37 protein-coding genes are annotated in these 25,537 nt (G+C 35.9%); 31 read left to right on the forward strand and 6 right to left on the reverse strand.

Going from position 1 to position 25,537, the window contains the following annotated elements:
* Nucleotides 1-376: 376 nt before the first annotated feature.
* Together D1839_RS05140 and D1839_RS05145 are read left to right on the forward strand one after the other, a co-directional pair.
* Nucleotides 377-1,054, forward strand: a complete 678-nt coding sequence (locus D1839_RS05140; protein WP_120378969.1) for a class I SAM-dependent methyltransferase — start codon at nt 377-379, stop codon at nt 1,052-1,054.
* Between the two features lie 5 nt (nt 1,055-1,059).
* Complete coding sequence (locus tag D1839_RS05145; RefSeq protein WP_120378970.1) at nt 1,060-1,365, forward strand: hypothetical protein; 306 nt, start codon at nt 1,060-1,062, stop codon at nt 1,363-1,365.
* A 256-nt stretch (nt 1,366-1,621) separates the two neighbouring features.
* On the opposite strand, the gene D1839_RS05150 is transcribed toward D1839_RS05145, so the two are convergent.
* Nucleotides 1,622-2,080, reverse strand: coding sequence for an AraC family transcriptional regulator (locus D1839_RS05150; RefSeq protein ID WP_286164727.1), 459 nt, complete (start codon nt 2,078-2,080; stop codon nt 1,622-1,624).
* Between the two features lie 170 nt (nt 2,081-2,250).
* Nucleotides 2,251-3,126: an NAD(P)-dependent oxidoreductase gene (locus tag D1839_RS05155; protein ID WP_199689974.1), complete on the reverse strand. Its 876-nt coding sequence runs from the start codon at nt 3,124-3,126 to the stop codon at nt 2,251-2,253.
* A 97-nt stretch (nt 3,127-3,223) separates the two neighbouring features.
* On the opposite strand from D1839_RS05155, the gene D1839_RS05160 reads away from it, so the two are divergent.
* The gene (locus tag D1839_RS05160; RefSeq protein WP_120378972.1) at nt 3,224-3,679 is read left to right on the forward strand and encodes a GNAT family N-acetyltransferase; all 456 of its coding nucleotides are present in this window, start codon (nt 3,224-3,226) and stop codon (nt 3,677-3,679) included.
* Between the two features lie 68 nt (nt 3,680-3,747).
* Here D1839_RS05160 and D1839_RS05165 read toward each other — a convergent pair whose 3' ends face one another.
* The 4 genes from D1839_RS05165 to D1839_RS05180 all read right to left on the reverse strand — a co-directional run bounded on the left by D1839_RS05165 (nt 3,748) and on the right by D1839_RS05180 (nt 6,489).
* A complete protein-coding gene (locus tag D1839_RS05165; protein WP_120378973.1) occupies nt 3,748-4,947 on the reverse strand; it encodes a tyrosine-type recombinase/integrase in 1,200 nt (399 codons plus the stop codon).
* Nucleotides 4,907-5,410: an ImmA/IrrE family metallo-endopeptidase gene (locus D1839_RS05170; protein ID WP_120378974.1), complete on the reverse strand. Its 504-nt coding sequence runs from the start codon at nt 5,408-5,410 to the stop codon at nt 4,907-4,909. The genes D1839_RS05165 and D1839_RS05170 overlap by 41 nt, the downstream gene beginning before the upstream one ends.
* An 80-nt stretch (nt 5,411-5,490) precedes the next feature.
* Complete coding sequence (locus D1839_RS05175) at nt 5,491-6,069, reverse strand: DUF4352 domain-containing protein (RefSeq protein WP_120378975.1); 579 nt, start codon at nt 6,067-6,069, stop codon at nt 5,491-5,493.
* Between the two features lie 48 nt (nt 6,070-6,117).
* Nucleotides 6,118-6,489, reverse strand: coding sequence for a helix-turn-helix domain-containing protein (locus D1839_RS05180; RefSeq protein WP_120378976.1), 372 nt, complete (start codon nt 6,487-6,489; stop codon nt 6,118-6,120).
* Nucleotides 6,490-6,611: 122 nt separating this feature from the next.
* Between D1839_RS05180 and D1839_RS05185 the strand changes: the two genes are divergently transcribed.
* The 28 genes from D1839_RS05185 (at nt 6,612) to D1839_RS05320 (ending at nt 25,448) form a co-directional block, all read left to right on the forward strand.
* Entirely contained in the window at nt 6,612-6,836 is a 225-nt protein-coding gene (locus D1839_RS05185) for a helix-turn-helix transcriptional regulator (RefSeq protein ID WP_120378977.1), read from the forward strand.
* Between the two features lie 11 nt (nt 6,837-6,847).
* The gene (locus D1839_RS05190) at nt 6,848-7,579 is read left to right on the forward strand and encodes an ORF6C domain-containing protein (RefSeq protein ID WP_120378978.1); all 732 of its coding nucleotides are present in this window, start codon (nt 6,848-6,850) and stop codon (nt 7,577-7,579) included.
* Nucleotides 7,579-7,887 carry a DNA-binding protein gene (locus tag D1839_RS05195; RefSeq protein ID WP_120378979.1) on the forward strand — a complete coding sequence of 103 codons (309 nt, stop codon included), beginning with the start codon at nt 7,579-7,581 and terminating at the stop codon, nt 7,885-7,887. Before D1839_RS05190 ends, D1839_RS05195 begins: the two co-directional genes overlap by 1 nt.
* Before the next feature lie 104 nt (nt 7,888-7,991).
* Nucleotides 7,992-8,267 carry a helix-turn-helix domain-containing protein gene (locus D1839_RS05200; RefSeq protein WP_073010641.1) on the forward strand — a complete coding sequence of 92 codons (276 nt, stop codon included), beginning with the start codon at nt 7,992-7,994 and terminating at the stop codon, nt 8,265-8,267.
* An 81-nt stretch (nt 8,268-8,348) separates the two neighbouring features.
* A complete protein-coding gene (locus D1839_RS05205) occupies nt 8,349-8,621 on the forward strand; it encodes a hypothetical protein (RefSeq protein ID WP_120378980.1) in 273 nt (90 codons plus the stop codon).
* A gap of 96 nt (nt 8,622-8,717) precedes the next feature.
* Nucleotides 8,718-8,945, forward strand: coding sequence for a hypothetical protein (locus D1839_RS05210; protein WP_120378981.1), 228 nt, complete (start codon nt 8,718-8,720; stop codon nt 8,943-8,945).
* Between the two features lie 62 nt (nt 8,946-9,007).
* Nucleotides 9,008-11,071: an AAA family ATPase gene (locus D1839_RS05215; RefSeq protein WP_120378982.1), complete on the forward strand. Its 2,064-nt coding sequence runs from the start codon at nt 9,008-9,010 to the stop codon at nt 11,069-11,071.
* Nucleotides 11,072-11,341, forward strand: coding sequence for a hypothetical protein (locus D1839_RS05220; protein ID WP_120378983.1), 270 nt, complete (start codon nt 11,072-11,074; stop codon nt 11,339-11,341). It begins immediately after the preceding gene.
* A gap of 17 nt (nt 11,342-11,358) precedes the next feature.
* A complete protein-coding gene (locus tag D1839_RS05225) occupies nt 11,359-12,294 on the forward strand; it encodes a recombinase RecT (RefSeq protein ID WP_120378984.1) in 936 nt (311 codons plus the stop codon).
* Nucleotides 12,295-12,299: 5 nt separating this feature from the next.
* Nucleotides 12,300-13,001: an MBL fold metallo-hydrolase gene (locus tag D1839_RS05230; protein WP_120378985.1), complete on the forward strand. Its 702-nt coding sequence runs from the start codon at nt 12,300-12,302 to the stop codon at nt 12,999-13,001.
* A gap of 11 nt (nt 13,002-13,012) precedes the next feature.
* Nucleotides 13,013-13,939 carry a DnaD domain-containing protein gene (locus tag D1839_RS05235; protein ID WP_120378986.1) on the forward strand — a complete coding sequence of 309 codons (927 nt, stop codon included), beginning with the start codon at nt 13,013-13,015 and terminating at the stop codon, nt 13,937-13,939.
* A gap of 8 nt (nt 13,940-13,947) precedes the next feature.
* Nucleotides 13,948-14,193: a hypothetical protein gene (locus tag D1839_RS05240; RefSeq protein ID WP_120378987.1), complete on the forward strand. Its 246-nt coding sequence runs from the start codon at nt 13,948-13,950 to the stop codon at nt 14,191-14,193.
* Nucleotides 14,194-14,212: 19 nt separating this feature from the next.
* Nucleotides 14,213-14,986 carry a phosphoadenosine phosphosulfate reductase domain-containing protein gene (locus D1839_RS05245; protein ID WP_120378988.1) on the forward strand — a complete coding sequence of 258 codons (774 nt, stop codon included), beginning with the start codon at nt 14,213-14,215 and terminating at the stop codon, nt 14,984-14,986.
* Between the two features lie 43 nt (nt 14,987-15,029).
* Nucleotides 15,030-15,554, forward strand: coding sequence for a Holliday junction resolvase RecU (locus D1839_RS05250; protein ID WP_199689975.1), 525 nt, complete (start codon nt 15,030-15,032; stop codon nt 15,552-15,554).
* A 34-nt stretch (nt 15,555-15,588) separates the two neighbouring features.
* Nucleotides 15,589-15,759: a DUF6011 domain-containing protein gene (locus tag D1839_RS05255; RefSeq protein ID WP_166554439.1), complete on the forward strand. Its 171-nt coding sequence runs from the start codon at nt 15,589-15,591 to the stop codon at nt 15,757-15,759.
* A 99-nt stretch (nt 15,760-15,858) separates the two neighbouring features.
* The gene (locus tag D1839_RS05260; RefSeq protein ID WP_286168640.1) at nt 15,859-16,215 is read left to right on the forward strand and encodes a site-specific DNA-methyltransferase; all 357 of its coding nucleotides are present in this window, start codon (nt 15,859-15,861) and stop codon (nt 16,213-16,215) included.
* 11 nt (nt 16,216-16,226) lie between these two features.
* Complete coding sequence (locus D1839_RS05265) at nt 16,227-16,433, forward strand: hypothetical protein (RefSeq protein ID WP_120378990.1); 207 nt, start codon at nt 16,227-16,229, stop codon at nt 16,431-16,433.
* Nucleotides 16,433-16,615, forward strand: coding sequence for a hypothetical protein (locus D1839_RS05270; protein WP_120378991.1), 183 nt, complete (start codon nt 16,433-16,435; stop codon nt 16,613-16,615). Before D1839_RS05265 ends, D1839_RS05270 begins: the two co-directional genes overlap by 1 nt.
* Nucleotides 16,616-16,678: 63 nt before the next feature.
* Nucleotides 16,679-16,879 (forward strand): XtrA/YqaO family protein, encoded by a 201-nt coding sequence (locus D1839_RS05275; protein ID WP_120378992.1) that lies wholly within the window; start codon nt 16,679-16,681, stop codon nt 16,877-16,879.
* Between the two features lie 106 nt (nt 16,880-16,985).
* Nucleotides 16,986-17,723 (forward strand): spr1630 family ClpXP-sensitive toxin, encoded by a 738-nt coding sequence (locus D1839_RS05280; RefSeq protein ID WP_120378993.1) that lies wholly within the window; start codon nt 16,986-16,988, stop codon nt 17,721-17,723.
* Between the two features lie 13 nt (nt 17,724-17,736).
* Nucleotides 17,737-18,915 carry a spr1629 family repressor/antitoxin gene (locus tag D1839_RS05285; RefSeq protein WP_120378994.1) on the forward strand — a complete coding sequence of 393 codons (1,179 nt, stop codon included), beginning with the start codon at nt 17,737-17,739 and terminating at the stop codon, nt 18,913-18,915.
* A 91-nt stretch (nt 18,916-19,006) separates the two neighbouring features.
* Nucleotides 19,007-19,465, forward strand: coding sequence for a sigma-70 family RNA polymerase sigma factor (locus D1839_RS05290; RefSeq protein WP_120378995.1), 459 nt, complete (start codon nt 19,007-19,009; stop codon nt 19,463-19,465).
* Between the two features lie 95 nt (nt 19,466-19,560).
* The gene (locus D1839_RS05295) at nt 19,561-19,977 is read left to right on the forward strand and encodes a hypothetical protein (protein ID WP_120378996.1); all 417 of its coding nucleotides are present in this window, start codon (nt 19,561-19,563) and stop codon (nt 19,975-19,977) included.
* A gap of 50 nt (nt 19,978-20,027) precedes the next feature.
* On the forward strand, nt 20,028-20,891 hold the full coding sequence (locus tag D1839_RS05300; protein WP_120378997.1) for a terminase small subunit: 864 nt from the start codon (nt 20,028-20,030) through the stop codon (nt 20,889-20,891).
* Nucleotides 20,888-22,219 (forward strand): PBSX family phage terminase large subunit, encoded by a 1,332-nt coding sequence (locus tag D1839_RS05305; protein WP_207710023.1) that lies wholly within the window; start codon nt 20,888-20,890, stop codon nt 22,217-22,219. The genes D1839_RS05300 and D1839_RS05305 overlap by 4 nt, the downstream gene beginning before the upstream one ends.
* 2 nt (nt 22,220-22,221) lie before the next feature.
* Nucleotides 22,222-23,757 (forward strand): phage portal protein, encoded by a 1,536-nt coding sequence (locus tag D1839_RS05310; RefSeq protein WP_120378998.1) that lies wholly within the window; start codon nt 22,222-22,224, stop codon nt 23,755-23,757.
* Nucleotides 23,750-25,252 (forward strand): ADP-ribosyltransferase, encoded by a 1,503-nt coding sequence (locus tag D1839_RS05315; RefSeq protein ID WP_120378999.1) that lies wholly within the window; start codon nt 23,750-23,752, stop codon nt 25,250-25,252. The genes D1839_RS05310 and D1839_RS05315 overlap by 8 nt, the downstream gene beginning before the upstream one ends.
* Nucleotides 25,245-25,448 (forward strand): hypothetical protein, encoded by a 204-nt coding sequence (locus tag D1839_RS05320; RefSeq protein ID WP_120379000.1) that lies wholly within the window; start codon nt 25,245-25,247, stop codon nt 25,446-25,448. The genes D1839_RS05315 and D1839_RS05320 overlap by 8 nt, the downstream gene beginning before the upstream one ends.
* Nucleotides 25,449-25,537 lie beyond the last annotated feature (89 nt).

The raw sequence follows: 25,537 nt of genomic DNA on the forward strand, positions 1-25,537 counted from the left end.
TGTTTCCTTGATTGTAAGCAATTATTGCACTGGAAAGAGGCACTGTCAACTTCTCATCGGAATTTACCCTGCATGTAAGGTGCCGTAAGACTCCCACTTCAAAATTTTTAGTTGAAATAAAAGGGGCTAAGTGGGAGAAAACAGCACCTAAATGCCCGATTCGTTTAGCTGCCTTTAGGTCACACCCCTCTAAGTTCAGTAGGAGGTGGAAGAAAGTTCTTACGGAATGAAGGTTCATTTTATATCAAGTTATCCTTCAAATTATATCTATAACTATGCATCGCGTTGGCTACCAAAAAGTGAATGATAATACTGTAAAATGACGTGGATTAAGTGCATAATAGAATCATCAGAATGAGCAATGGGGGGAATTATAATGAGTTTCAAGTGGAGTAGGGAAGCGGAAAAACAATGGGATGAGCGGGCAGAATCTTGGAATGAACGCAGTAAAAACATGTGGGAGTCAGGTAGTAGGAGTGGCATTATCCCTTTTGTAAGCCAATATATGAGTCAGAATGATCATATATTGGACATTGGTTGTGGCGATGGCTATGGAACTTTTAAATTATATGAACAAGGTTACCAAGTGACTGCGCTGGATATTTCCTCTGTAATGGTTCAATATGCAAAACAACAGCTTCCTAATGATATAATGGTTATGCAAGGAGATGCACTGCAACTTCCATTTTCTACTAATGCATTTGAAGCAGTAATGGCGATTAATGTTTTAGAATGGACGGAAAAACCTAAGCAGGTCTTACAAGAATGGAAGCGAGTCGTAAAAACAGGCGGCTATTTATGTGTAGGAATTTTAGGACCTACTGCTGGTCCGCGTGTAAATAGCTATCCACGTTTACATGGAAAAAAAGTGATTTGTAATACGATGATGCCTTGGGAATTGCAACAGTTATGTAAAGAGTTGAATTTAGAGTATGTGGATGGATATGGTGTGCTTAAGCAAGGTGTAACCAAAAACATGTATGAGCGTTTATCGCTTGAATTACAACAAGCGGTATCTTTTTCATGGATATTTATGTTAAGGAATGGTGGTTAGGTTTTATGAATAACAAAGATAAAATAATCATTGACCATTACCAGCAAAATGAAAAAATGATGATTCTTGTATTTGCCCAGTGGTGTGTAAATAATGAGTTAGACCCGTTAGCGGTTTATTACAAAGCCTATCCCTATCAACAGCAAAACAAGGTGCTGGAAGAAATGATGGAGCAGACAGTTGCGAAAGAAGAAGCCGATTTTATTGCAACAGAAACGGTTCTTCAAGTGCTACAGTTATTTGGTAACGACGATTTAGCGTTTACCATACAAGAGGAAGCCGAGAATTTTAAAAAAAGCTCACATAAATAGACGACGTTTGCAAGTAATAGGTTATCTGCACGGATAACTTATTACTTTTTGGTGTTAATAAAAACTGCTTAAGAAGCGTATTATTTTATCACGTATATAAAACGCTGTAAAACTACCACTGTTCCAGCGAGACAAGTCGAAGTGAGAGATAACAGCACCTAAACAGCCCTATTTCGTAAGCGGCCTTTAGGTCATATCATTATGGTATTAATAATCAATCAGTGGGGGATGAACGAAAATCCCTGCTAGTGAAGATTCACTTTATGGGCACACATATTTCGCAATGCGGATTGCTAAACATATCACCAGTATATCTTTCCAAAATGGGTCTATTTTCTATTTGATATCCCTTCGCTTTTAAGTCCGGAAAAATCGTCGTGTACGCTGTTGCAATATGTGCAGCTGTATGTTTGATTTCATAAACAACGTATTTCCCGCCAGAAAGTTTACGTTCGTTAATGGATTCGTCCATTATTTGGTATTCATCAGAGATTACAATACAAGCATCAAATCGACAGTTTTCAGGTGAAGTTATGTCTGGGTTATCCTGAGGAATAGCAAAAATAGTTGCCGATTGAAGGATTTTCTTTTCAGCAGCCCATTTTTTTAACCTTTCCATGACTTTGATGTTTTCCGGACCATATGGACCAATTCGTCGCATAAAAGCAATACGTAAACTAGGGATAATTTCAATTTTTGATTTCATTTTATTCATGTTCCTTCTTCCTCTCTTTTTTGTTGCACATTGCAATCGTAGCATCCTTTAAAATGGATTGCTATATATTTTTAAAATTTTTTAAAAAATAGGTTATCAAAAAAGAAGAGCAACACATACTATCATGTATTATCCCTTCTCATTTGAAATGTCTTCGTTCCGCACTATTGCTAGGTAGAAATCAGTTTGATTAATGCTTGCGTGCCACTGTCGGCTTCTCCGTTTGCTTCCAGTTCTTGGTAAAGCCTTAAAGATAATGCTAATCCTGGTGTGGAAAGGCCGATCTCCTCAGCTGATTCCAATGCGATTTTCATATCTTTAATAAAATGTTTGACGTAAAATCCAGGTGCGTAGTCCCCTTGAATCATCCGTGGTGCCAGATTGGAAAGAGACCAACTCCCAGCTGCTCCAGTGGTGATACTATCTAGCACACGCTCAGGGTCAAGACCCGTCTTTTTGGCATAGGCAATAGCTTCACAGACGCCAATCATATTGGATGCAATGGTGATTTGGTTTGCTAATTTCGTATGTTGTCCAGCGCCAGCTTCCCCTTGTAAAATGATGTTATTTCCCATGATTTGAAATAATTCGAGCACATGATAAAATGCTTGCTCATGACCACCAACCATAATGGTGAGCTTGCCATTTTTAGCTCCAATATCTCCACCAGAAACAGGTGCATCTAATGCAAGGCAACCTTTTTTTTCAGCTTCTTTCGCTATTCGTATTGCTAGCTTAGGCTTAGATGTCGTCATATCAATAAAATAAGATCCATTGGTAGCATTTTTTAAAATGCCTTGATCACTGAAATAAACTTCTTCCACATCACTTGGGTACCCAACCATCGTAATAATGACGGTACATTTTTTGGCCAAATCAGCAATAGAATCTTCCCAAACGGCGCCAGCGTTAAGTAAAGCTTCGGCTTTTTGTTTTGTTCGTGTATAAATGTACACGCTATAGCCTGCATGCATGATTCGCTTTACCATACTGGACCCCATGACGCCAGTTCCTATAAATCCAATTCGAGTATCTTTTGTAAGCAAATAACATCCTCCTTTCTTGAACCTGTATATTATGTTCATTCGACAAAAGGATAGAAAGTCCTGTTATACTAAACAAAAAAGAAACGGGGGCTTTTATATGGAATGGCTACATAAATCGTTCCATGAACTGCATCAAATGGAAATATACGCACTATTCAAAGCAAGAGTAGATGTGTTTGTTGTTGAACAGCAATGTGCTTATCCAGAAATAGATGAATTCGATTTGCAAGCTACACATATTTGGTTGCATGATAATCAAAAAATGGTAGCTTATGCTCGGATTCTTCCTGCTAATAGTAAATATCAAGAAGTGTCTATTGGGCGAGTGTTGGTAACAAATAATTATCGTGGAAAAGGATATGGAAAGCAATTAATGAAACAAGCTATCCATTATACAGCTAACCAGCTTAAAAGTAATATCAAAATTCAAGCTCAGCAGCATTTATCAGCGTTTTACCAATCATTTGGTTTCAAGCAAATGTCACCTGCTTATTTAGAAGATGGAATTTGGCATATTGACATGATATGGTTGAATAATCATAAAGATTATTGATTTATAAGCTTTTATAAGCTCCGGAAAAAAGGTTTTAATAAGAAATGTCACGAAAAAGTCACGTTTTTTTAAAAAGCTATTTTTTGGAGCAATTTATCAAACTTACCTTTAATTTTATAAGAAGCATTTTCTTTCATTTTTTTAGTGACATGTGTATATATTTCCAATGTTGTTTTAGGGTCAGTGTGTCCGACTCGGTGCATAATCGTTGGTAAGTCTACTTCCGCTTCTGTCAACATACTTACATGCGTGTGTCTAAAAATATGTGATGTTGCATGTCGTTCTATTTTAGCTAATTTCAAAATACGCTTTATTCGGCTGTTTACATAGCCACGAGAATAAGGGTAACCGTTTTTCCTACAAAAGACAAAATCTTTGTCGTGAAAGTCCTCTATTAATGTACGATATTGCATTTTATGTTCATCATTTTTCCTTACAAGCTCTCGTAGCATGTCCATAATTGGCTCTTCCATATCAATTTTACGGGCAGTTCCGTTTTTAGGTGTCCCTATCTTGTAGGATCTCATATTTTCGCTTTGACCAGTCAGTGTTTTGGTTATGCTTATTGTATTGTTTTCAAAATCCAAATCGTTTTTCTGCAAGGCGCACAATTCACTGACTCGCATTCCAGAAAAAGCTAATGTAAAAAAACTCTCTTTATCTAATCTAAGTCCATATTTCAATGTGGCTTCCAAAAAAGCTTCTAATTCTTCTCGTTCCCAATATTTTTTCTCTGTACTGTCTTTTTGTAGTTCCTCTACTGTTTTTACTTTTTTTGGTATTACAATATCTTTAGCAGGATTTTCTATCATAAGTTTATACTTAACTCCAAATTTAAAAATCAAGCTTGCGCAACTGTGAATGGCAAGTAAGGAGTTTCTTTCGTATTCTTTTGACATATCATTAATGATATTTTGATAATAAAGGTGTGTGATTTTATCAATTGGGATTTTTGCTATTCGTTTATTTAATATGTCGAGTTGTATTAATCTAGTTTCAATGGTGTTGTCTTTTTTTCCTGTAAGCTTGTACATGTCCAGCCACTTCATTGCCAGTTCGTCAAATGTAACTTTTTTTGTAACTTTATGATCCACGCCAGTGTTTGATTGTTTATCTATCTCATTTAATACTTTCTTTTTGGCTTCTTTTTGTGTTTTCCCTCGTCTTTTAATTTGATTTCTCTTTCCGGTAACTGGATTTGGTGGTCCGTCAGCCACACATTCCCATCTAGTTTGCCCCGATTTTAAGGTAATCTTTTGTAGCTTCATTAAAATAACCTCCTGTTAGCATTTTATTTTTGTACATTTCTAATCTTGTGTAAGCAAAATCATAATCTACATTAAATAGTTGCATAATGTCATATATTTTATAGTTGTATAGCTTGTCCAACATAAATGTTGGAATACAACAGTGGTAACAAAAATGTTCTGCTTGCCACTCTTGTAGTTCGGTAAACAGTGGTGGCAAAAACTCTTGTCTACCAGCATGCCATAGAGCGTGAGTTAACTCATGAGCAAAGTCTCGCCACTGTTCTTCTGTTGTTTGATAAAAGTTTAAAAAAATGATTTGTCTATCACTATGTCTAATGGACTCACTTTTAAATTCCCAATACCGGACTGGAATTCTTAATGCTTTAGAGATATTTGTAATACTTAATTGGTGTGGATGCTTGATATTAATGCTTAAAAGCATATCTTTGATGAAATCCTCTGTTCTTGAATAGTAATACATGAATACCCTCTTTTCGAATGTACGTTCTGTTTTTAGGTTTAAGGGAAGGCGCGTAATTGATTACGCGCCCTAAATAATAACTATTGCAAGTTAAATATTATTTGGTCAGTTTCCCAGAAGCTAGGTTCAAAAATTAATTGCAAACTTTTATCCCCTTTTGGTTGTTCAAAAGGAATAGTTCCAGTGACATTTCCATCTGGTGCTAGCTCACCAGATTCTAAAGAAGTATCGGAGTCAACTGTTATCATTCCTTGATCTACAATTTGACCATCACTGTTTTTCATTTTGAAGTTAAAAGGATTGTATGTGATGTTTTCATCACCTTTATTTTCAATGGAAACGTGCACAATAACATATTCGTTACCTTCGCTCGGTTTATCAAAGTCGTTGCCATCTGATTTTTCTACTTTTGTAACTTCCACAATCTGTCCGTCTAATTCTACTTTTTCTCCGACGCCAAATTTTTTGTTTTCCACTTCTTCTTCTTTACTCTTCTCTTCTTTTTCATCAGATTTTTCTTCTGTTTCGCCCTCAACTTTTTTCGGCTCGTCAGATGCTGAATCATCTTCCACAGGTATTGCTATAAAACCTATGATAATAATTGCTATTAACCATACCCACCATTTCTTGTAAAAAGGCTTTTTTACTTTTTCAGCCATTTAAGACTCCCCTTTATTTATATTTGTAAGCTATGTAGTACATAGAGATTACCTATCATCAAACTCTTTTAAAGTTTCCCATATCTTCTTTAATCGGCGAATGTCCTCTTCATTGTTCTTGGGAAGCTCTCTGTACCAACGTTCAAGTTCAGGATCATTTATAAAAGATTCGAATTCCTCTTCTTCGTTAGCTTCATCGATGTAACCAGCTAAGCGGAGCAATTTTATATAAGGATATTTGTACGCTTTTGAAATTAAACGCAAAGTATCTGGAGAAGGATTAACATGTTTTCCAGATCGTTTGTCGAACCCCTTTTCAATTGTATCTAAATACGTATGACTAATACCAATTCGCTTACTGGCTTCTCTTAAAGATTCATTACCTCTTAATTCTTTTAGCAACTTCCCAATATCAGACATTTTATTCACTCCTGTAATACCTACTTTACAATATGTAATCAAAAAAAGAAATAGTGTTTTTGTAAATCATTGTTGACATTATTGTTATACTTGCGTTACATTACAAGCGGGAGGTGTTAAACATGAATAACAGATTAAGAGAGGTGCGGGTAGAAGTTGGAATGTCTTTATCTGAACTAGCAAGAAGAACTCAAGCGTCTCGACAGACAATAACTAATATAGAACTTCACGGGCAAGAACCTTCTGGCTTTCTTATGCTTTCTATAGCGCAGGCTCTAAATAAAGACCCACGAGAAATTTTTTTTGTTGATAATGTTATACAAGATTTACAAAAACAAATCGTTTAGGAGGTAATCAAATGAAACAATTAGTTTTTATTCAAAACGACAAAGTAGTGACTGACACTTTAACGGTAGCAGAAGTTTTTGCTAAACCTCACGACAAAGTTGTTAGGGATGTCAAAGTGCAAATCACTAAGTTGCATGAAGCTGGTGAGCAAAAATGGAGTACCGCCAACTTTGGCGAGACCCAATATCAGCACTTGCAAAATAAACAGTGGTACACAAAATTTGATTTAACTGAAGATGCTTTCGCAATTATAGCAATGTCTTATATAACACCGGAAGCTATGAAAATGAAAGTTAAGTTTTTAAGCGAGTTCAAAGCTATGAAAGAAAAGTTGCAACAACCGAGAGTTCTAACGGATAAAGAACAGTTAATGGCTTCAGTAAAACTAACACTTGAAGCTAATGAAGCTATTGAGAAACACGACAAACGACTTACTAATCTTGAAGAAACAATGCGTATTGACGGCTCGGAAGAATTTCGAATCCGAAAAAATGCTAACAGAAAAATAATGAAAGTCTTAGGCGGTAAAGAATCGCCAGCATATAAGGAGCTAAACAGAAAAGTATTTTCGAACTTCTGGCGTGACTTTAAAGATCATTTTACTATTCCACGCTACGGGGACTTACCTAAGAAGCAATTTGACCAAGGAATACGATTTATAGAACTTTGGCAACCAAGCACAACGCTTCTGTTAGAAATTAAAAATTCTAATAATCAACAAACAATGCAGGAGGTGATCTAATGCCAGTTACAACCTTTTCGGAAGAAGAGATTCAATCATTTGTCAGCGAGATTAAAAAGCAATTGGTGCCAGTTTTAATCAAAGAACTAGAGCAAAAACAATTACCTCCGTTACTTACTAGAAAACAATTCATGGAGCTTGTTGATATAGGTTCTACTAAATGCAATGAGTTGTTCAATAGAGAGGACTTCCCAGTCACAAGAGAATTTGGTCATCCACGGGTGGTAACTAAATTATTCTTTGACTGGGTAAACGAGAGTGCTAATCAATCGGAGGTAGGTTTGAGGTATCCTTATCGAATTATTTAAACACCGAGTGGGGGTCGGTAATTTCATTATAAAACACACAAAATCATATTACTGTGCAACCCACGCACATGTGCATTACTTGCACAAAAAGGGGGGTGAAATAATTGCAATTTGGAGCTGTTTTAAAAAAGATGCGGAAAGGTGCTGGTTTTAGTCAAGAAGATATGGCTGAAAGACTTCACATGTCTCGCAGTAATGTGTCTAGGCTAGAAAGCAACAAACTTGAGTTAAAAGCTGCAGATTTAATTAATTGGTGTAAACAAACACAGGCTCATGATTTATTAATAGCTTTTATTTATAACACGGATGCAGTAAGTGCAGTACAGCAATTATCCCAATTAATAACTGGCACTGTATTAAGATTCGGAGGTCTCATATGAAAGCAAACGATAATTATATTGCTCTATTCGGAATTTTACTATGTTTGTTTCTTGTATTTGAAAAGTTATAGGAGGGATCACATGAACTTAGAAGAACACTTTCTGCCAAAAGATATTAGTCATGCAAGTAAGGAATACATGTGTGCAATTGATCTTGCAGAAAGAACTGTAAATGCAATGTGTAACGCAAAATACGATGATGCAGAAATGCTAGCCAAGGATTTCTTAAAGTCAGTTGGAGTGCTCAATGAAATGAGCAGTCATAAATACAACCAAGATAAGTTTTATGCAACTGTACAAGATTTGGCTAGCCGAAAAATTAACGTCGAAGCGATACAGAGGCAATACAAATGAGCGATAAAGCACATGTAATTAAGATATGGGTCGCTTTTATAGTCATGATGGTGTTTCTTTATGTATCAATTGTGATTACTAGTTAGGAGGGAAATCATGAATGAAATAGATAAAGCTGTTGCTACAGAGTTGTTGAAACTGAGCAAGGAGGTTCTTGCGGAAGCAGATCTTGTTCATTATCCAGATAATCGTACCTATGAATCTGGAATAGCTGAAGGAAAATGGATGGCGTTTAAAAAAGTACACGAAATTATTATTGAACGTGTCAGAGAATTAAGTTCACCTAAAGAAAAAGACACGTCTGCCAACGTGTCAGTTGAATAACAAATCAATTATAAGCCGATTATACCACATTTATATAATCGGCCTCAATGGAGGGTTAAAAAGTGAAAGTAATTAAGTTGTTACATTTAAAATTAGTCAATTTCAAAGGAATTAAGGAATTTCAATTACCAACTAACGGGCAAGACCTTAATATTTATGCTCAGAATGAGGGCGGAAAGACAACAATATTTGATGCATTTACATGGTTACTTTTCAACAAAGGGAGCAAAGATAATCAGGATTTTGGCATCAAAACTATTAGTAATGGTGAAGTAGTCCATAACTTGAATCATGAAGTTGAAGCAGTGCTTGATGTTGATGGAAAAGAGTATAAGTTGAAAAAAGTATTCAAAGAAAAATGGACACAGAAAAAAGGTTCTGCCACCAAAGAATTCACAGGCCACACAACCAAGTATTTTAGTAGAGACGTTCCTATTAGCAAAAAAGAGTATGACGATCTAATAAAAGAGATTATTGGCACAGATCAAGTAGATTCATTCTTAAAACGTTACAAGAAAATGAAGGTAGAAAATGTATTCAAATTATTGACAGTCCCTAATTTCTTTGTAGATGGTCTGCACTGGAAGGAGCGTCGTGAGCTGCTGTTGGAAATTACAGGTGATATATCAGATGAGGAAATCTTAGATAGTGAAACTATGTTTGAAAAATTGAAGAACGCATTGAATGGAAACAGCATTGAAGATCATAAGTTAGTTATCGCCAGTAGGAAAAAAGAAATAAATGATCGCTTAAAAGTTATTCCAGAGTTAATTAATGAAAATCACCTTAACATACCTGATTTAAATGGGTTGGATGAACAAAAGATTCATAAACAGATTGATAAATTATCCAGTGAAATAGATCTGAAAAATGATCGTATTTCCGCACTTAAAAATGGTGCTGAAATCAACGATTTGAAAAAACAAATCAGCAATATTGACTATGAAATAAACAATATCCGAAACGAACATGCTCAGAATGAAAAGCAAGAAGTGTTTAAGTTGCAGGCAAGACTCCAAGAAGAAAAGTCCAATCTTTCTATTTTACAAGGTGACGTCAAAGGGAAGATGCAACAAAAATCTGCGAACGATGAACGTATAAAAGACATCGAACGCCAACTGGTTGAACTACGGGAGCAATATAAAGAAAGTCAGGAACAGTACAGGTTGCAGAATGAACTCACTTTTGACCATGAAAGTAATTGTGTTTGTCCTACTTGCGAACAGGATCTTCCAGAAGAAAAAATTGAAGAGGCAGTGGCCAACTTTAACCGTAACAAATCAAATCTTTTGGAAAAAATTCAAGGACGTATTGAGGATTTGAATAAAAAAGGTCCTGAACTTGCCAAAAAAGTTGAGGAGATAAAGAAAGAAAACGATGTTGTACAAGCTGACATTGACAAGATAACGGAACAGGGAAGTAAGAAAAAGGAAGATATTGAGAAGTTGGAAGAAAAAATCAAAAAAGCGGAGTCTACTGTAACCCCGATTGAAGAAACCCAGGAATATAAAACATTAGTGAAACAAAAAGAATTGATAGAACAACAGATTGAACAATTGCAACAGTCGGTATATGAATCTGTTAACGGAGTTCGAGAAGAAATTAAAAGTATAAAAGAAGAACAAGGTAAGCTCCAAGTTGATCTATCTAAAATATCCCAATCGAAACAGATTCAGGAGAGAATAAACGCTTTAGAAAATGAACAAAAAGACTTGGCAGAACAGTACGAATCAATGGAGCATGAGGATTATTTAATTAATGAATTTACAAACAAAAAGGTTCAATTAATTGATGAAAAAGTAAGTAAATATTTCGAGATTACTAGGTTCAAAATGTTCGAGAAGCAAGTCAATGGTGGTCTAGATGATCGATGTGAACCGACTTATAAAGGGGTTCCATTCTCTGAAGGTTTAAATGACGGAGCGAAGGTTTCTGTAGGTATAGACATTATCAATGTGTTGTCCAAACATTTCGGTATTCAGGCACCTATATTCTTTGATAACGCTGAACAAGTTACAAAATTCTTAGTGGAACCAGTAGCACAAATGATTGCTATGTATGCGTCTGAGAAGGACAAGGAATTACGTGTTGAAACAAAACCAAAAGAAGAATCAGAGGTGGCTTAAATGTCTAAATACGATATATCTGAAAGTATAAGAGCACAAAAAGAATATCTGGAAAGAACGGGAAGTCCTGACTTTCCTCCGGCTTCCGGCCGTTGTTGGAATTGTGGACTTAATATATACGAACAGCACTATTGGAAAATTGAAAATGGAAGAAAAGTACCTGTTTCTACTAAAAAAGAAGCAAGATTAATAACTGGTATAACCGTGGAAAAGGCTGGAAGTGAATTAGTTACTGGATGTCCACATTGTAATAGAAGTTATTGTGATTAATTAAGGAGGAATAATGCATGACGAACAAAAATCAGGTAGCAATTATCCAAAAAGACATTACAGATGATGTAAATAAAAGCTTAACAAGGTTGCAAGATGATGGATTACAACTCCCAGTAAATTATAACGCTAGTAATGCTTTAAAAAGTGCGTTTTTTAAACTACGAGAAATCAAGGATAAAAACGGAAAACCAGCATTGGAAGTGTGTACGAGGGAATCGGTAGCCAACTCTTTGTTAGATATGGTTGTTCAAGGTTTGAGTCCTGCCAAAACGCAATGTTACTTTATCGTTTATGGTAATCAACTACAACTTAATCGTTCTTATTTTGGCACACAGGCTGTACTGAAGCGACTTATGAATGTGAAGGATATATGGGCAAATGTCATTTTTGATGGTGATGTTTTTGACTATGAAATTGATGGTGGTCGTGAAAAGCTATTAAAACATGAAACAAAATTCCAAAACAGGGATAACGATATCTTAGGTGCTTATGCAGTCGTTAAGACCAGTGATGACGAGGAAATACTAACCGTTATGACGAAGAAAGAAATCCATGCAGCTTGGGGTCAGTCGAAATCAAAAGGACAAGCAGTGCATAATAAATTCCCTCAAGAAATGGCAAAGCGAACTGTTATTAACCGAGCTGCGAAAGCTTTTATTAATACCAGTGATGATAGTGATTTATTAGTTGATGCGATTAATAGATCCACGGAAAACGAGTATGAAAATGAACGGAAAGACGTTACTCCAGTTGAAGATGCACAACAGCAGATAGAGCAACATGCAAACTCTGAAGAAATTGATTTTGCTGATGTTCAAAAAGAGGAGTCGGAACAAGAAATTATCGATGCTCCAAAAGAAAAAACAGAACATAGTAAACAGGCGGAAACCCAATCACAAGTGCAACAAGAGTCGCAACAACAAACAATTAATGATATGCCTTCTTGGTGATCGATATGATAGAGATTAAAACTCTCGCATCTGGAAGTAAGGGGAATTGTTACTGGATATCTGACGGTAGCACTCCCTTACTCCTAGAGTGCGGTATTAGTTACAGAAACATTCAAATAGCGCTTGATTTCAACACAACAGATATTGCAGGGGTATTAGTAACTCACGAGCACAAAGATCATTGTAAGGCTGTAAAAGAAGTGGCCAATCGAGGATTAAATATCTACATGTCAGAGGGTACAAAGGAAGCGATCGGTATTAAAAATCACCGTATAACAACGGTGGTGTCCAAAAAGAAATTTGATATAGGTACGTGGTCCATACTGCCATTTGATGTAGAGCATGATGTATCAGAACCAATGGGGTTCTTGCTTCAAAATAAGGACGGTGACAAGCTTCTATTTGCTACAGACACCTATTACATTCGCTATAGATTCAACGGCTTAACACACCTATTAATTGAGTGTAACTATAGCATGGATATTTTGGAACAAAACATTGCATCTGGGCTTATTCCAGAGGTGATGAAAAGAAGGTTAATAAAGTCACACTTTAGTCTAGAAAATGTTAAAGAATTTTTGAAATCTAATGATCTATCGAATGTGAAAGAAATTCACCTACTTCATTTGTCAGATAGCAATAGTCATGAAAGTCGATTTAAGCAAGAAATTCAAGAGTTAACTGGAAAAGTAGTCTATATAGCTTAGGAGGTGACACGATGAGAGATGGATGGATAAAGCTATACAGGGAAGTATTTGACTCTGATATATGGCACGACGTCACCACATTTCGGCTTTTTATATTTTTGATTGGCAAAGCAAGTCATAGAGACGGCTTTAAATATAAAGGCATGATTTTAAACGAAGGTCAGTATGTAAGTTCCTACAGAAAGCTAAGAGATGCACTAGCTTACAAAGAAGGAAGAGGGTATAAAAAATACTCACTTAGCACAGTTAAAGCTTGTGTTAATAAACTCATTAAGGCTGAAAGGGTGAACGTTAAGGAAACGGAACTAGGAACACTGTTCACCATTGTAAACTATGCGAAATATCAGGAGTTAGAGGACACAGGAAAAGAAAGTAAGAACACATTAAACGAGAAAGTCCGAACTAATGCCGAACTAACTCCGAACGATGTCCGAACGAAGTCCGAACAAGATCAAGAATTAAAGAATTTAAGAATTAAAGAATTATATACTACTACTTCTACTACTGCTGTGGAAGAAGTGGCCAATTTTTATCAAGAGAACTTTGGGGGAGCTGGTTCTTATGTGCAAGAATCGATTTGTTATTGGGTTGATGATGTCGGAAAAGATTTAGTAATCGAAGCAATGAAAAGAGCATTAAAGCAAAACAAAAGAAACTGGGGATATGCAGAACGAATTCTTAGATCTTGGATGAATAAAAACATAAAAACGGTTAAGCAAGCAAAGGCGGAAGATATAGAATTCCAAAGCCAAAAGATGGCTAAGCATCAAAGATATTCTAAGCCACAAACGCAAGCACCAGGAGCTCCAGTGCCTGAATGGTTTAGACAACAAAAGCAACAGCAGAAAGCTCAGAAAGATAGCCAGTCGAGTAATATCGGTGATGCAAACGAGCAAAAGGAACTCGAGCAATTGCTTAAACAATATTCTAGTGGGTAGGTGGAGAAATGGAGCAATTAAGCTTATTTGATCAAAAAGAAAATAAAGCAGTAGTTATTCCCGAAGATGTCATTTCTCCGTTAGAATCCTCTAAAAGCGTAAAGTCGAAGGAATTCAAGAAACAACAGATGCGTTGGAGAGAATGGGTTATGGCAGTACAGGCTACTCATAATTGTTCTTGGTTCGAAGCGAGAAAACTATTGCTAGAACACAGGAATAGCCAAAGATCTATAGCAATTAAATTGGTTGAATAAGCTGCAAGGGGGCAGTCAAGTGAAACATATTGTCTTTTACAGTGGTGGAATTGGTAGTTGGGCAACTGCAAAAAGAGTGATTGCCAGACAAGGTAAAGAAAATGTAGTTCTTCTTTTTACAGATACCCTAATTGAAGACCACGATTTATATAGATTTATAGACGAAACTGTGAGGGAGATGGATGTAGATTTAATTTGGTTAGAAGATGGGCGCACTCCTTGGGAGGTATTCAAAGATGTTCGTTATCTTGGAAACTCAAGGATTGCGCAATGTTCACACCTTTTAAAACAAAAGCCTGCTAACGACTGGATAAAGACTCATTTTAAACCAGAAGATTGCATCCTTTATTTGGGGATTGATTGGTCTGAATCACATCGAACTAAAGCACCTTTGAGGAATTACGCATCTTATAGAGTTGAGTTTCCAATGTGTGAGGAGCCGTTCAGAACAAAAAGTGATCTAATATCCGAATTAGAGGAGTTGGGGATTGAGCAACCAAGGCTTTATAAAAAGGGATTCGCTCATAATAATTGCGGAGGTTTTTGTGTAAGGGCAGGACAAGGACATTTTGCTCACCTGCTCAAAGAATTGTCAGATTTATATAAACATCACGAAATCAAAGAGCAAGAAATGAGAGAGTTTCTAGATAAAGATGTATCGATTCTGAGACGTACCAGGAATGGTGAAAAGATCAATTTGACACTAAGACAGCTTAGGGAAGAGGTTGAGTGCAAAAAAACAGATCAAATTGATATGTTCGATATAGGAGGCTGTGGCTGTTTCGTTGAGTAGTTCCGCAGTTCGAAGCAAGACAAGCAAAGGAAGGAGAATAAACGTGGTTTACACAGGAAAACGAGGTATGGCGTTTGAAAACACACTAAATTACACGAATCAGATATATCTTAATCAAGGACGAGCCATCATCAATAAACGACCTACGCCAGTAAAAGTGCTGAAATCAAAAGGTACAAGGGTACTTAAAGGCTTCTACGAAGAAAAGAGCACGGTCGATTATGACGGTGTATACAAGGGTAAATCCATTGTTTTTGAAGCCAAGTCTACTAAAGAGAAACGGTTGCCGTTGTCCATCATATCGGATCACCAAGTTAAATATCTGGCGGACGCTGAAAAACTCGGAGCCATATCATTCCTTATCGTGGATATGAGGGCGTTAGGAGAGGTTTTCCTTGTTCCGAGTAATATGCTTCGAAAGTATACAGAAGAAGCCAATCAAGGCGGCAGAAAGTCCATTCCAATTCGTGATTTGGAAGTATATGCGCAACTGGTCAATTCAGAAAACGGTGTGCCGTTGGATTACCTGAGTGTTGTCGATAAATTAATAGCTGCAGAAACGGCGTGAGGTCTCAATCTAATAAAAAATAGGAGTGATCGCTATGCATATGTGTGTTACATGCGGTAGACGTTTGAAAGATAGCAAAAGCATTGATAGAGGATATGGTCCTGTTTGTTATAAAAAACATTTAAAAGCTCTCTCGGATAAAGAATTTGAAAAGAAACAATTAACTATTGATGAGGTTATGGAGAAATGGCACGTCAGGTTATAACAACACGAAAAGAGGCTTAAAAAAGCCTCTTCCATACTAATGAGAACAAACGTTCCCCTTAAATATATTATCATATCGAGAGGGGAAAGAAAACCAACCATGCAAGCTTTAGGGGATAGAAACGATACTTTAAATAAATTTCATGTGGTTAGATATAAGAATTACCCTAAATCAGTTGTGTCCTTTCCACGTGATAAAAGGACATTCCATCCTACTCAAAAGCCGGAAGATTTATTTGAGTACTTGATTAAAACTTACACAAATGAAGATGAAATTGTGCTGGACAATTGCATGGGTTCTTGCACAACTGCAATTGCAGCAGATAATGCGAATCGCAACTGGATTGGATTCGAAATAGAAAGTGAATATTGTCAAAAGGGTAAAGAGAGAATAAATACAAATAGAGAGCGAATAGGGCTGCCTTCAGTAGATGTGAAAACACTAGATAATAAATAGGAGTGAAGCCTTTGACAAAAGGAAGGTATATTGCAGGAAGTTTTGCTTTTGTATGTCTAATAGCATTACTGATTGTTTCAGTTGTTAAATATCAGCAGTTAAGTAGGACCGTCGAGGAACAAGAAAAGAAAATAGAAATGCTGCAGGAAGAAAACGCATTGCTGCATGATGAAAATTGGAATTTAAACCAGCACCTAATGAAAGAAGTGGCTGAATAATGGATTTAATAAAGGGTAGTATTAAAAAATTACCTGAGGAAGATCTGTTAATTCTCTACCAAGATGCAACTAATAGAATTGGTTCTAATTCTTTAGGTGGAGATCCGGATCCTGTTTATATTAAGAAGCAAGAATCGATAATCGAAGCCATTCAAGAAGAATTAAAAGCTAGAGAGACTTAAAAATAAAAAAGACAGGATTCCTCCTGTCCAGCACATACTTATTATAACATAGGAGGAATCCTTGTGAGATTAAAAGATATTCAAATAAATCCTGAAACTATGACTTTGGAAATAGATCTACTTAAACAAAAAGAGAACTTCGTAGTTGTTGTATGTGAAGGGAAGGCTAAACTCACTGAGTTACCAGTCCACGGAGAAACGAAAATCGTCACACATCAAGGTAAGGTTAAGAGGGTTAAATTTGATGAGGGGGAAGAATTTTAAGACTTAACTTTAAAAAAATATAAGTATTTGCAGAAAAACTTTAAAAAAAACCTCTTGTTATGTATAATTATCGAGAGTCATTATTATAATAATAGGGGGAAGATGTATGAGATATTTTCAATTTGATGAAGAGTTAGCTCAAGGAATTGTAGATGGAATACTATTAGGTTATAAAGAATATTTGGCTGTTCGCAGGGAAAAAAAAGAAGAACTTAAAATTAGCTCTGCCTATGCTTGGGTAAAAGGAAATCATATAGACGATTCAATTGCAAGAAATATTAAAGAGTTTGGAGTAAAAACTAACATATCAAAAGCAGGATATGCATGGGGATATTTGCAGTTTACATATAATGATGAGAAGATCCTGTTTATTATTAAGAATGGTATGAAAAGCGGATCGAAACTCCCTTCCAATCGTAAAAACAATATGGAAAATAATTATTTATCCAAGTTAGCTCAGATTAACAGAAACGCAGATTTCACACCTGCTAAAGGCGAGGATATTGTTAGTGAACAAATGTCATTTGATGATTTCCCGATTGATGATGAAAATTTAGAGAAAGAGATAACTGAGAGCACTAGCAAATTTGATCGTTTTTTTATAGTGTCATACACAATTGATGAAAGCAAAATGATCGCTAGTATCGATTTGTTATTACCTAACCCTCATGAAATGGTAGTTTACAGATCAGCTAGTTGGTCTAAATATATTGATTCATCTCCAATAAAAATTGAGAATGACGAATTACAAACTGTTAAAGGAGAAAAAGAACCTCTACTACCAAATCAATCACTTTATGATTATGGGATAGAAGATTTACGAGAGGAGAAGGGTAAAGAATAAGGGGGCAAAAAAGATGTTTATAGGAAAGCAGCTAAGCAACATTCGTCATATGCATGAAATGTCAAGAGCAGATTTGGCAAAAGAATTAAACATCACAGAACAAGCTGTATGGCAATATGAAAATTCATATACCTCTCCAAAATTAGAAGTGATTCTAAAGCTATCAAGGCTTTTCGATGTGAAAACTAAATACTTTTATAAAGAGAATATTTTTTATAACGTTATCGAAGAAAGAAATATAGCTTATAGATCATTAAATAAAAACACAGCACAGAAAGTATTAGCAGAAAAGCTATTCCTGGAACAAATCGAGGCGATACTAGTTCTATTAGAAAGGTCGGTTAAACTTCCGCCTAATCAATTGTTATCTTTAAGAGAAAAAGCATTGAATGTAAAAGCTAAGAATGATTTTGAGTGTGATAAAGGTACTACCATTGAGTTAATTGCAAAAAAAGCTAGAGAAAGTATTGGTCTGGAACCTAATAATAACAATAATTTATTGTTCCTTGTTGAAAAAAGCGGAGCATTCGTACTAGAAAAGAATATGTCCGTAGAAATAGATGGTTACAGTACATGGACAACATATAATAGACCATATATTGTTTTAAATGGAAACAGGAAAACAGCTGTGAGAAGAAATTTTGATTTAGCGCATGAACTAGGGCATTTATTATTGCACTATAACGAAGACTTCTTAATTTTAGATAAAAAAAGCTATAATATAAAAGAAAAAGAAGCTCATACTTTTGCCTCTTGTTTTCTATTACCAAAAGAAGATTTTTTAAATGATTTAAAGCATATAGATAAAATATCTAATCCAAAATCTTATATAGATTTAAAAAAGAAATGGAATGTTTCTATAGCAGCAATGGGAAGAAGAGTCTACTCTCTTAATAAAATGTCTTATCAGCAATACAGACATTTTAATGCACTCTTAAGAAGATATAATTTTGTGAAACAAGAACCACTGGATGATGAACTGAAATTTCATAGTCAAGGAAAAATAAGAAGTTTAATTAAACATGTTCTTGATAATGGTTCAATTCAACTAAGTGAATTAACAGACGCCTTTAATCTAAATATAACAAAGGTGTCAGAGTTGTTAGGCCTTGAAGCCAACTTTTTTGAAAAGTATATGCACAAAATTCAAGACTTTAATTTTGCAGAAGTGAAGAACTTTAATAGTAGATAGTTCTACCAGCCATCTGGAGGACATCAAGTAACGCAATAAGCGTTGTTTGGTGTCTTTTTTTATTTTAAATATGACGAGCGGGGGCTCTAATATGAATAAAAAACAAGTGGAAAATCTGATTTATCAATATCACTGGAGAAAAAGAGAGTTAGATAGGATTTTTAATATACTATTTGGCGGTTCAATCTCAATGCCTTCGTTTGGTATGGTTTCACAATATGGCATTGAAGCTACACTACCTAAACCTAATACATCAATAAAAAGCTCAGCTGAAATAGATGCAATGGATGCTCGAGAAGAACGTCTTTATAAAAGATATAAAGAGTTTGACGATATTGTTGAAGCTATCGAGAAAATTGTTGACTACTTGGAAGATGTGCAGTATCAAATCATTTTAGATTGCATGATGGAGGGTATGAGTTATCGTTCTATCGCTGATCATCTTGGGGTTAATCGTAATAAAATACGTGATATGAAAGATGATATGCTGTGCCAAATATGCCAAAAGTGCCACTTCTTGCATGATTTGTTGGATAAAAATTCTGCATGATAAAATGGATGGCAGGACGGGCAGGCGAAACTCGTTGAATATTTATTCCTTTAGAAGATCGTATCTCCAACCGATATTATTGTTGGGGTGTAATGATGAAAGTTAAAGAAATCAATAATGCTATATTGAAAAGTAGTAATAAAGAAATAAAAGAATTTGTTAATAAGCACTTCGGAAAAAATCAATCAGCTAGCGATATTATGAACCATTTTAATACTTTAAAAAAGTTAAAAGGTGATATATTAATTCTTGGAATAGCTCGAATGGATCAAATTGAAACTGATTATGATATATCAAAATCTTTTCCTTCCTTACTCGCTATAGTAGTGCTAATGTTTGGAATTTATGGAAAAATATTCAACAAAGTAATAGTATTTGTTTTAGCTACAATCCTTTCCATATCATTACTTGTTAAAATGAAGAAAGAGAGACGAATACGTGCAACTGCTGTTTACTTTAGAAGCTTATTAATACAAATTAAACAAATTAATGAATCTAAAAAGCACTCATAGGTGAGGTGCTTTTTTTATATCTGAAATTCGGAGGTGGCGGTGATGTAACGATGCCTAACTGGGATGAAATAAAGAATGAATGGGAAACAACAAAGATTACATTGAAAGACCTTGCTGCTAAACATGACGTAAAGCTAGGTACTTTGAAAAGCAGAAAGAGCCGAGAAAAGTGGAGTAGAGATCCGACGCAAAAGGATGCAACCAAAATAGAAAAGGTTGCAACCCAAAAACAATTGAATGAAACCAAAAAGAAAGAACGATATGAGTCTATTGTTGAAGGTGAAGAACTCACTGATAAACAAAGGCTTTTTTGTATTTATTACATTAAATACTTCAATGCTACTAAAGCTTATCAGAAGGCGTATGAATGTGCTTATTCAACAGCAATGGTAAATGGTCATGGGCTACTAAGAAATACTAAGATTTCAGCACATATAGACCAATTGAAGGCGGAACAAACTAATGAGCTAAAGCTCAATGTTCGAGACGTGCTACAGAAGTACATCGACATAGCTTTTGCAGATATAACGGATTACGTGACATTTGGCAGGAGGGAGATTGCCCAAAAAGACTCTGATACTGGTGAGCTTTTAACTAATGAAAATGGTGAACCTATGATGGACTACGTTTCTTATGTTGACCTTGTTGACTCGGAAAAAGTAGATGGAACGATACTTACAGAAGTAAAGCAAGGTCGAGAAGGCATATCTGTTAAGTTAGCAGATAAGATGAAAGCACTAGATATGCTAACGAAATACTTTGACCTCTTATCCGAAAATAATCAGAGGCGCCTAAAAGAAGAAAAGTTGAAAATGGATATTAAAAAAGCCGAGGCAGAAGTAGAGAAGCTGTCTGACTCACAAGGTGATGGTCCAATTGAAATTGTTATCACAAGAAAAGGTGACAACTCATGAGTGCTGCGCCAGCAATTCGAATAGAGAAAGAAGTGAATCCTCACTTCGAAAACTTTCTCTTTGATTGGAAACAGAAGTTTCAAGTTCTTGTGGGTGGTTATGGTTCGAGTAAAAGTTACCATATCGCTTTAAAGATTATATTAAAGCTATTGCAGGAAAAAAGAACAGCGCTTGTGGTACGTGAAGTATATGATACCCATAGAGATTCTACATTTTCTCTCTTTGAAGAAATTATTGAGGATATGGGTTTGGCTGATAAAATACGTTGTGTCAGTTCCCCTATGCAAATACGCTTTCCGAATGGCAGTAAAATCATCTTTAAAGGGATGGATAAACCTGCAAAATTAAAGTCTATTAATAACATTTCGCTTATTTGGTTAGAGGAATGCTCAGAGATCAAGTATGCAGGATTTAAAGAGTTACTAGGTCGATTACGTCACCCGAAACTAAAACTTCATATGATTTTATCGACTAACCCAGTAGGAGAAGATAACTGGGTTTATTTGCACTTCTTCCAAGACAAATTGAGTAAACGCTTTGTACTGGATGATAGAGAACTGTACCAAAAACGAACTATGGTTATTGGAGATACTTATTATCATCATTCCGTAGCTGATGACAACTTGTTCCTTCCAAATAGCTATATTGAACAGTTGGAAGAGATGAAAGAATACGATCCAGACCTTTATCGTATTGCAAGAAAAGGTCGATTTGGTATTAATGGTGTCCGAGTACTTCCTCAGTTTGAAACGATGGAACACAGGAAAGTTATGAAGGCAATTAACCTTATTAAGAAACCATTATTTCGAGTCGGTATGGACTTTGGGTTTGTTGATTCCTATAACGCCATCCTAAGAATGGTTGTGGATATGGAAAAACAATACCTGTATGTATATTGGGAGTATTATAAAAAGGGAATGACGGACGATAAAACTGCCCAAGAGTTGAAGGAATTCAAGGAAAGCGGAGAGCGGATAATTGCTGATTCTGCTGAAGCAAAAGCAATTCAATATTACAGGCAACAAGGATTCAATATGTATGGAGCTACCAAGTACCAAGGTTCACGCCTTGCAAACACTAAGAAGATGAAGCGGTTTAAGAAAATCATTTGTTCTGATGCTTGCGAGAATACCATACACGAGTTGGAAAACCTTGTTTATGCCAAGGATAAAAACGGAAATATCATCCCGGATGAATTCGCGATTGATCCTCATACATTTAGTGCCGCATGGTACGGGCTTGATGGTTATGAAGTAACTGATCTAAAAGATGAAGCACAAAACCAATCGAGATCAACTAGACAAAGACCTAGAGGAAGGAGGAGATAAGCTTGTCAGAAACAACTGTAAGAGCGAAAGTGTTCAAGGCTTCCGTTTCGCCGAACACTCAACAGCTTTATAAAGACGACTTTTTTAATTTATACGGTGAAATATTACCGCCGCCATTTAATTTAAAAGAGTTAAAGATGATTGGTGAGTATTCATCCATTCTTCAGCAATGTGTGGATGCTTACAAAACGAATATTGTTGAATTTGGCATTGAAGCGGATTACAAGATTGATATTAACTCGGATGAAATTCAAAAGGAAATCAAAGAGCAAGCGCAATCGGAGTGGACGAGGCTTGATGAATTTATTCGTTACTTAAATATGGACGAATCACCAGAAGTTATTATCGGTTACGCTCTTGATGATCGTGAAAAGACAGGCAATGGTTATCTTGAAATCATTCGAGATGGAATAGGGCGACCTGTTGGCATTGAATATGCCGACACACAATACATGAGGGTATGTAAAAAGACTGTTCCCGAAGAAGTTGAATACATTATGTTGGAAAATGGCCAAGAGAAAAAAGTAACACGCTGGAAAAGATTCAGGAAGTATGTTCAGATGGTCGATAATAAAAAAGTTTACTTTAAAGAATATGGAGATCCAAGAATAATGAATTCAGCAACAGGCAAATTCGATGATAGTACACCAGAAAATTTAAGAGCTACCGAGATATATCATATGAAGATTGGTTCTGGTACCTATGGAAAGCCGAGATGGATCGGTAATCTCATTAGTTTGTACGGTGCTAGGAAAGCCGAAGAATTAAACTTAACGTATTTTACGAATGGCCGACATATTCCAGCTGCAATAACTGTATCGAATGGGAAGCTTGATGACACGTCCTATGAAGCCTTGCAAGATTACATGAATGACTTAACAGGTACTGAAAACGCTCATAAATTTCTTCTGTTAGAAGCGGAAGGGATTACAGAGGAAAAAATCATTAATGGCGATGAAAAAATAACGCCTGCAAAGGTTGAAATCAAATCGTTAGCAGAAATCTTGCAGCAGGATGCCCTTTTTCTAGAATATGACGAGAAAACACGACAAAAAATAAGGTCGTCTTTCCGATTACCTCCACTTTATACAGGAGAATCCCAGGACTTTAACAGAGCGACAGCCGACACAGCTAGAAAGGTTACGGAAGAGCAAGTGTTTCAACCTGAAAGAAAAGCCCTGGCAAGAGCGCTTAATACGTTATTCCTTGAACCGTTAAGATTTAAATACGTAAGGTTATCCGTTAAAGCAGCGGATTTTCACGACCCTGTAGAAATTGCAAAGGTGCTGGATCCATTTATTCAAGCTGGAGGAGTTGCTCCTAATGACTTACGTGAACTTCTTGGCCAAGTGCTTGGTCAGAGAGTTGAAGCATTCCCAGATGAATATAACTTTCCGCTGCAAGTATTGTTGCAAAGTGCTAATAATCCGTTAGCTGGTGTAATTGATATCCAAAAATCGAAGGAAAAACAAATGGACCTTATCGACCTATTAAAAGATATGCGTGATGTGCTCGAGGGGTTGCACAAAAATGCATAAGATAGATAAATTGATTAAGAGTCTAAATGATTTCATTGCCAAGGTAGATGATGAAGAGAACATTGAGGACGTTGTTCCTGATTTCCCTGGACTCGATAAATTGCCTGCAATCATAGAGGATTACGAGAGAACCGTTGCTAGATTGCTAAGGGCACAACGCAAGCGTTTTTTAAATGCCTTTAATACATTTGTATCAAAAGATGATAAACAAACGCTAGAAGCCTTCCTTGTGTTTCTCAAAAGTGATCTTTTTGCAGCGGATGAATTTGCAGAGGAGTTCGGAGAGGAAACGGCTGAGTTTTTGCAACTGACCGTCGAGGAATTAGCAAAACTCATGATGGAATCCATTGATAAGGATGTTCCGTTTGAAATCCTATCAAAACGAACAACTAATTGGATCCAAAATTGGTCAAAAGATTTAGCGGAGCTAATGCAATTGAATACGCATAAAGCATTAGAAAACGAATTGCTACAAGCTATTGAGGATGGCGATTCCATAGCGGAAGCAGAATTACGGATGAAAGAAATGCCACAATTTAATCGCAATCGAGCTAGAGCAACGGCAAGAACAGAAATATTAACGGCATCGAGTAGAGCACACTACGAATCATTTAAGCAAAGCCCAGCTGTAAAAGAAAAGAAATGGAAGCATAGTGGGGCGAAGAAAATAAATCCAAGAGCGACACATATGGCCATGGACGGAGTAACTATTCCTGTCGATGACTTTTTTTATGTTGACGGAGAATCAGGATTGTATCCACGAGATCCATCTTTCACTGCTAAAAATCGTGTTCATTGTGGGTGTGTGTTAGGACCTGTGGTTGATGAAGATATATTGGGGTTATCTAAAGATGAAAAAGAAAAGTTAAGACAAGAAGCGCTTGATGAAATGGGTGGGGGTGGTTCGACCAATTCAGAAAATAATGATATAATTAATAATAAAGTTTTTACTTCCATATTAGATATTGATGAATGGGAAGAAAAGGTATCGACCTCATGGTTGGAAAGCCTTACTATTGGTGAACAAAGTGCTATTAATGAATATACTGGTAGTAGTTATAAACAAATAAATGAATATTTACGCACAGGAAAAATTGGACAAATAGATGAAAAAGATTTGCAAGAATCCATTCAAAGTATTTCCGATGGTTTACGGAAATTTGATTTAAAAGAAGATATAATCACTTATAGAGGGATTCCTGAAAACATTTATGATATACCTTTTGAAATGTTGGAGGGTATGGAGTTAAGTGAAAAAGCATTTGTAAGTACCTCGCTAAATAGGGATGTTTCTTTTAATGGAGCTTTTTCGGGAGGGATTGAAATGACATTTCATGTTCCCGCTGGATCAAACGGTGCCTTTATTAATGCTATTAGTAAATTTGATAATGAAAAAGAATTTCTACTTGATAAAGGAACACGTTATACTGTAAAAAGTGCTGTAAAAGAAGGGGGAAAATTAAAAATGATTGTAGAGGTGTTAACTAATGAATAAAAACTCAAAAGTTAGTGGGAAATTTAACGAACCTATAGGTTTAAATGGGGTCAAAGAAAATCCAGATGGAACGTTCACGGGCTATTTTTTTAGGGCGGATGGAGGACCGCATGCTACAAAAGAATATAAAACAAAACAAGATTATTATGATAACTCATTTCAAGATCGACTTGATTTATTAGGAGAACATGCATAAATAGCTCATTGCTTAATTGAAAAAATAAGCGAGGGCTATTTTTTATTCTTTTTTAAGGAAAGAGGAAAAGAAACTATAAGGCAGGACGA

Origin of the sequence: Roseburia sp. 1XD42-34, from assembly GCF_009917385.1 — a bacterium.
GTDB lineage: Bacteria > Bacillota > Bacilli > Bacillales > Amphibacillaceae > Virgibacillus.

Excerpts from the sequence above, each read along its gene's own strand:
- D1839_RS05230 (WP_120378985.1), top strand. The coding sequence starts at position 12,300 with ATGATAGAGATTAAAACTCTCGCATCTGGAAGTAAGGGGAATTGTTAC.
- D1839_RS05145 (WP_120378970.1), top strand. The coding sequence starts at position 1,060 with ATGAATAACAAAGATAAAATAATCATTGACCATTACCAGCAAAATGAA.
- D1839_RS05220 (WP_120378983.1), top strand. The coding sequence starts at position 11,072 with ATGTCTAAATACGATATATCTGAAAGTATAAGAGCACAAAAAGAATAT.
- D1839_RS05305 (WP_207710023.1), top strand. The coding sequence starts at position 20,888 with ATGAGTGCTGCGCCAGCAATTCGAATAGAGAAAGAAGTGAATCCTCAC.
- D1839_RS05195 (WP_120378979.1), top strand. The coding sequence starts at position 7,579 with ATGCCAGTTACAACCTTTTCGGAAGAAGAGATTCAATCATTTGTCAGC.
- D1839_RS05140 (WP_120378969.1), top strand. The coding sequence starts at position 377 with ATGAGTTTCAAGTGGAGTAGGGAAGCGGAAAAACAATGGGATGAGCGG.
- D1839_RS05210 (WP_120378981.1), top strand. The coding sequence starts at position 8,718 with ATGAATGAAATAGATAAAGCTGTTGCTACAGAGTTGTTGAAACTGAGC.
- D1839_RS05160 (WP_120378972.1), top strand. The coding sequence starts at position 3,224 with ATGGAATGGCTACATAAATCGTTCCATGAACTGCATCAAATGGAAATA.
- D1839_RS05270 (WP_120378991.1), top strand. The coding sequence starts at position 16,433 with ATGGATTTAATAAAGGGTAGTATTAAAAAATTACCTGAGGAAGATCTG.
- D1839_RS05185 (WP_120378977.1), top strand. The coding sequence starts at position 6,612 with ATGAATAACAGATTAAGAGAGGTGCGGGTAGAAGTTGGAATGTCTTTA.
- D1839_RS05300 (WP_120378997.1), top strand. The coding sequence starts at position 20,028 with ATGCCTAACTGGGATGAAATAAAGAATGAATGGGAAACAACAAAGATT.
- D1839_RS05320 (WP_120379000.1), top strand. The coding sequence starts at position 25,245 with ATGAATAAAAACTCAAAAGTTAGTGGGAAATTTAACGAACCTATAGGT.
- D1839_RS05315 (WP_120378999.1), top strand. The coding sequence starts at position 23,750 with ATGCATAAGATAGATAAATTGATTAAGAGTCTAAATGATTTCATTGCC.
- D1839_RS05240 (WP_120378987.1), top strand. The coding sequence starts at position 13,948 with ATGGAGCAATTAAGCTTATTTGATCAAAAAGAAAATAAAGCAGTAGTT.
- D1839_RS05255 (WP_166554439.1), top strand. The coding sequence starts at position 15,589 with ATGCATATGTGTGTTACATGCGGTAGACGTTTGAAAGATAGCAAAAGC.
- D1839_RS05295 (WP_120378996.1), top strand. The coding sequence starts at position 19,561 with ATGAAAGTTAAAGAAATCAATAATGCTATATTGAAAAGTAGTAATAAA.
- D1839_RS05175 (WP_120378975.1), bottom strand. The coding sequence starts at position 6,069 with ATGGCTGAAAAAGTAAAAAAGCCTTTTTACAAGAAATGGTGGGTATGG.
- D1839_RS05205 (WP_120378980.1), top strand. The coding sequence starts at position 8,349 with ATGAACTTAGAAGAACACTTTCTGCCAAAAGATATTAGTCATGCAAGT.
- D1839_RS05150 (WP_286164727.1), bottom strand. The coding sequence starts at position 2,080 with ATGAATAAAATGAAATCAAAAATTGAAATTATCCCTAGTTTACGTATT.
- D1839_RS05165 (WP_120378973.1), bottom strand. The coding sequence starts at position 4,947 with ATGAAGCTACAAAAGATTACCTTAAAATCGGGGCAAACTAGATGGGAA.
- D1839_RS05260 (WP_286168640.1), top strand. The coding sequence starts at position 15,859 with ATGCAAGCTTTAGGGGATAGAAACGATACTTTAAATAAATTTCATGTG.
- D1839_RS05225 (WP_120378984.1), top strand. The coding sequence starts at position 11,359 with ATGACGAACAAAAATCAGGTAGCAATTATCCAAAAAGACATTACAGAT.
- D1839_RS05170 (WP_120378974.1), bottom strand. The coding sequence starts at position 5,410 with ATGTATTACTATTCAAGAACAGAGGATTTCATCAAAGATATGCTTTTA.
- D1839_RS05290 (WP_120378995.1), top strand. The coding sequence starts at position 19,007 with ATGAATAAAAAACAAGTGGAAAATCTGATTTATCAATATCACTGGAGA.
- D1839_RS05280 (WP_120378993.1), top strand. The coding sequence starts at position 16,986 with ATGAGATATTTTCAATTTGATGAAGAGTTAGCTCAAGGAATTGTAGAT.
- D1839_RS05235 (WP_120378986.1), top strand. The coding sequence starts at position 13,013 with ATGAGAGATGGATGGATAAAGCTATACAGGGAAGTATTTGACTCTGAT.
- D1839_RS05285 (WP_120378994.1), top strand. The coding sequence starts at position 17,737 with ATGTTTATAGGAAAGCAGCTAAGCAACATTCGTCATATGCATGAAATG.
- D1839_RS05180 (WP_120378976.1), bottom strand. The coding sequence starts at position 6,489 with ATGTCTGATATTGGGAAGTTGCTAAAAGAATTAAGAGGTAATGAATCT.
- D1839_RS05190 (WP_120378978.1), top strand. The coding sequence starts at position 6,848 with ATGAAACAATTAGTTTTTATTCAAAACGACAAAGTAGTGACTGACACT.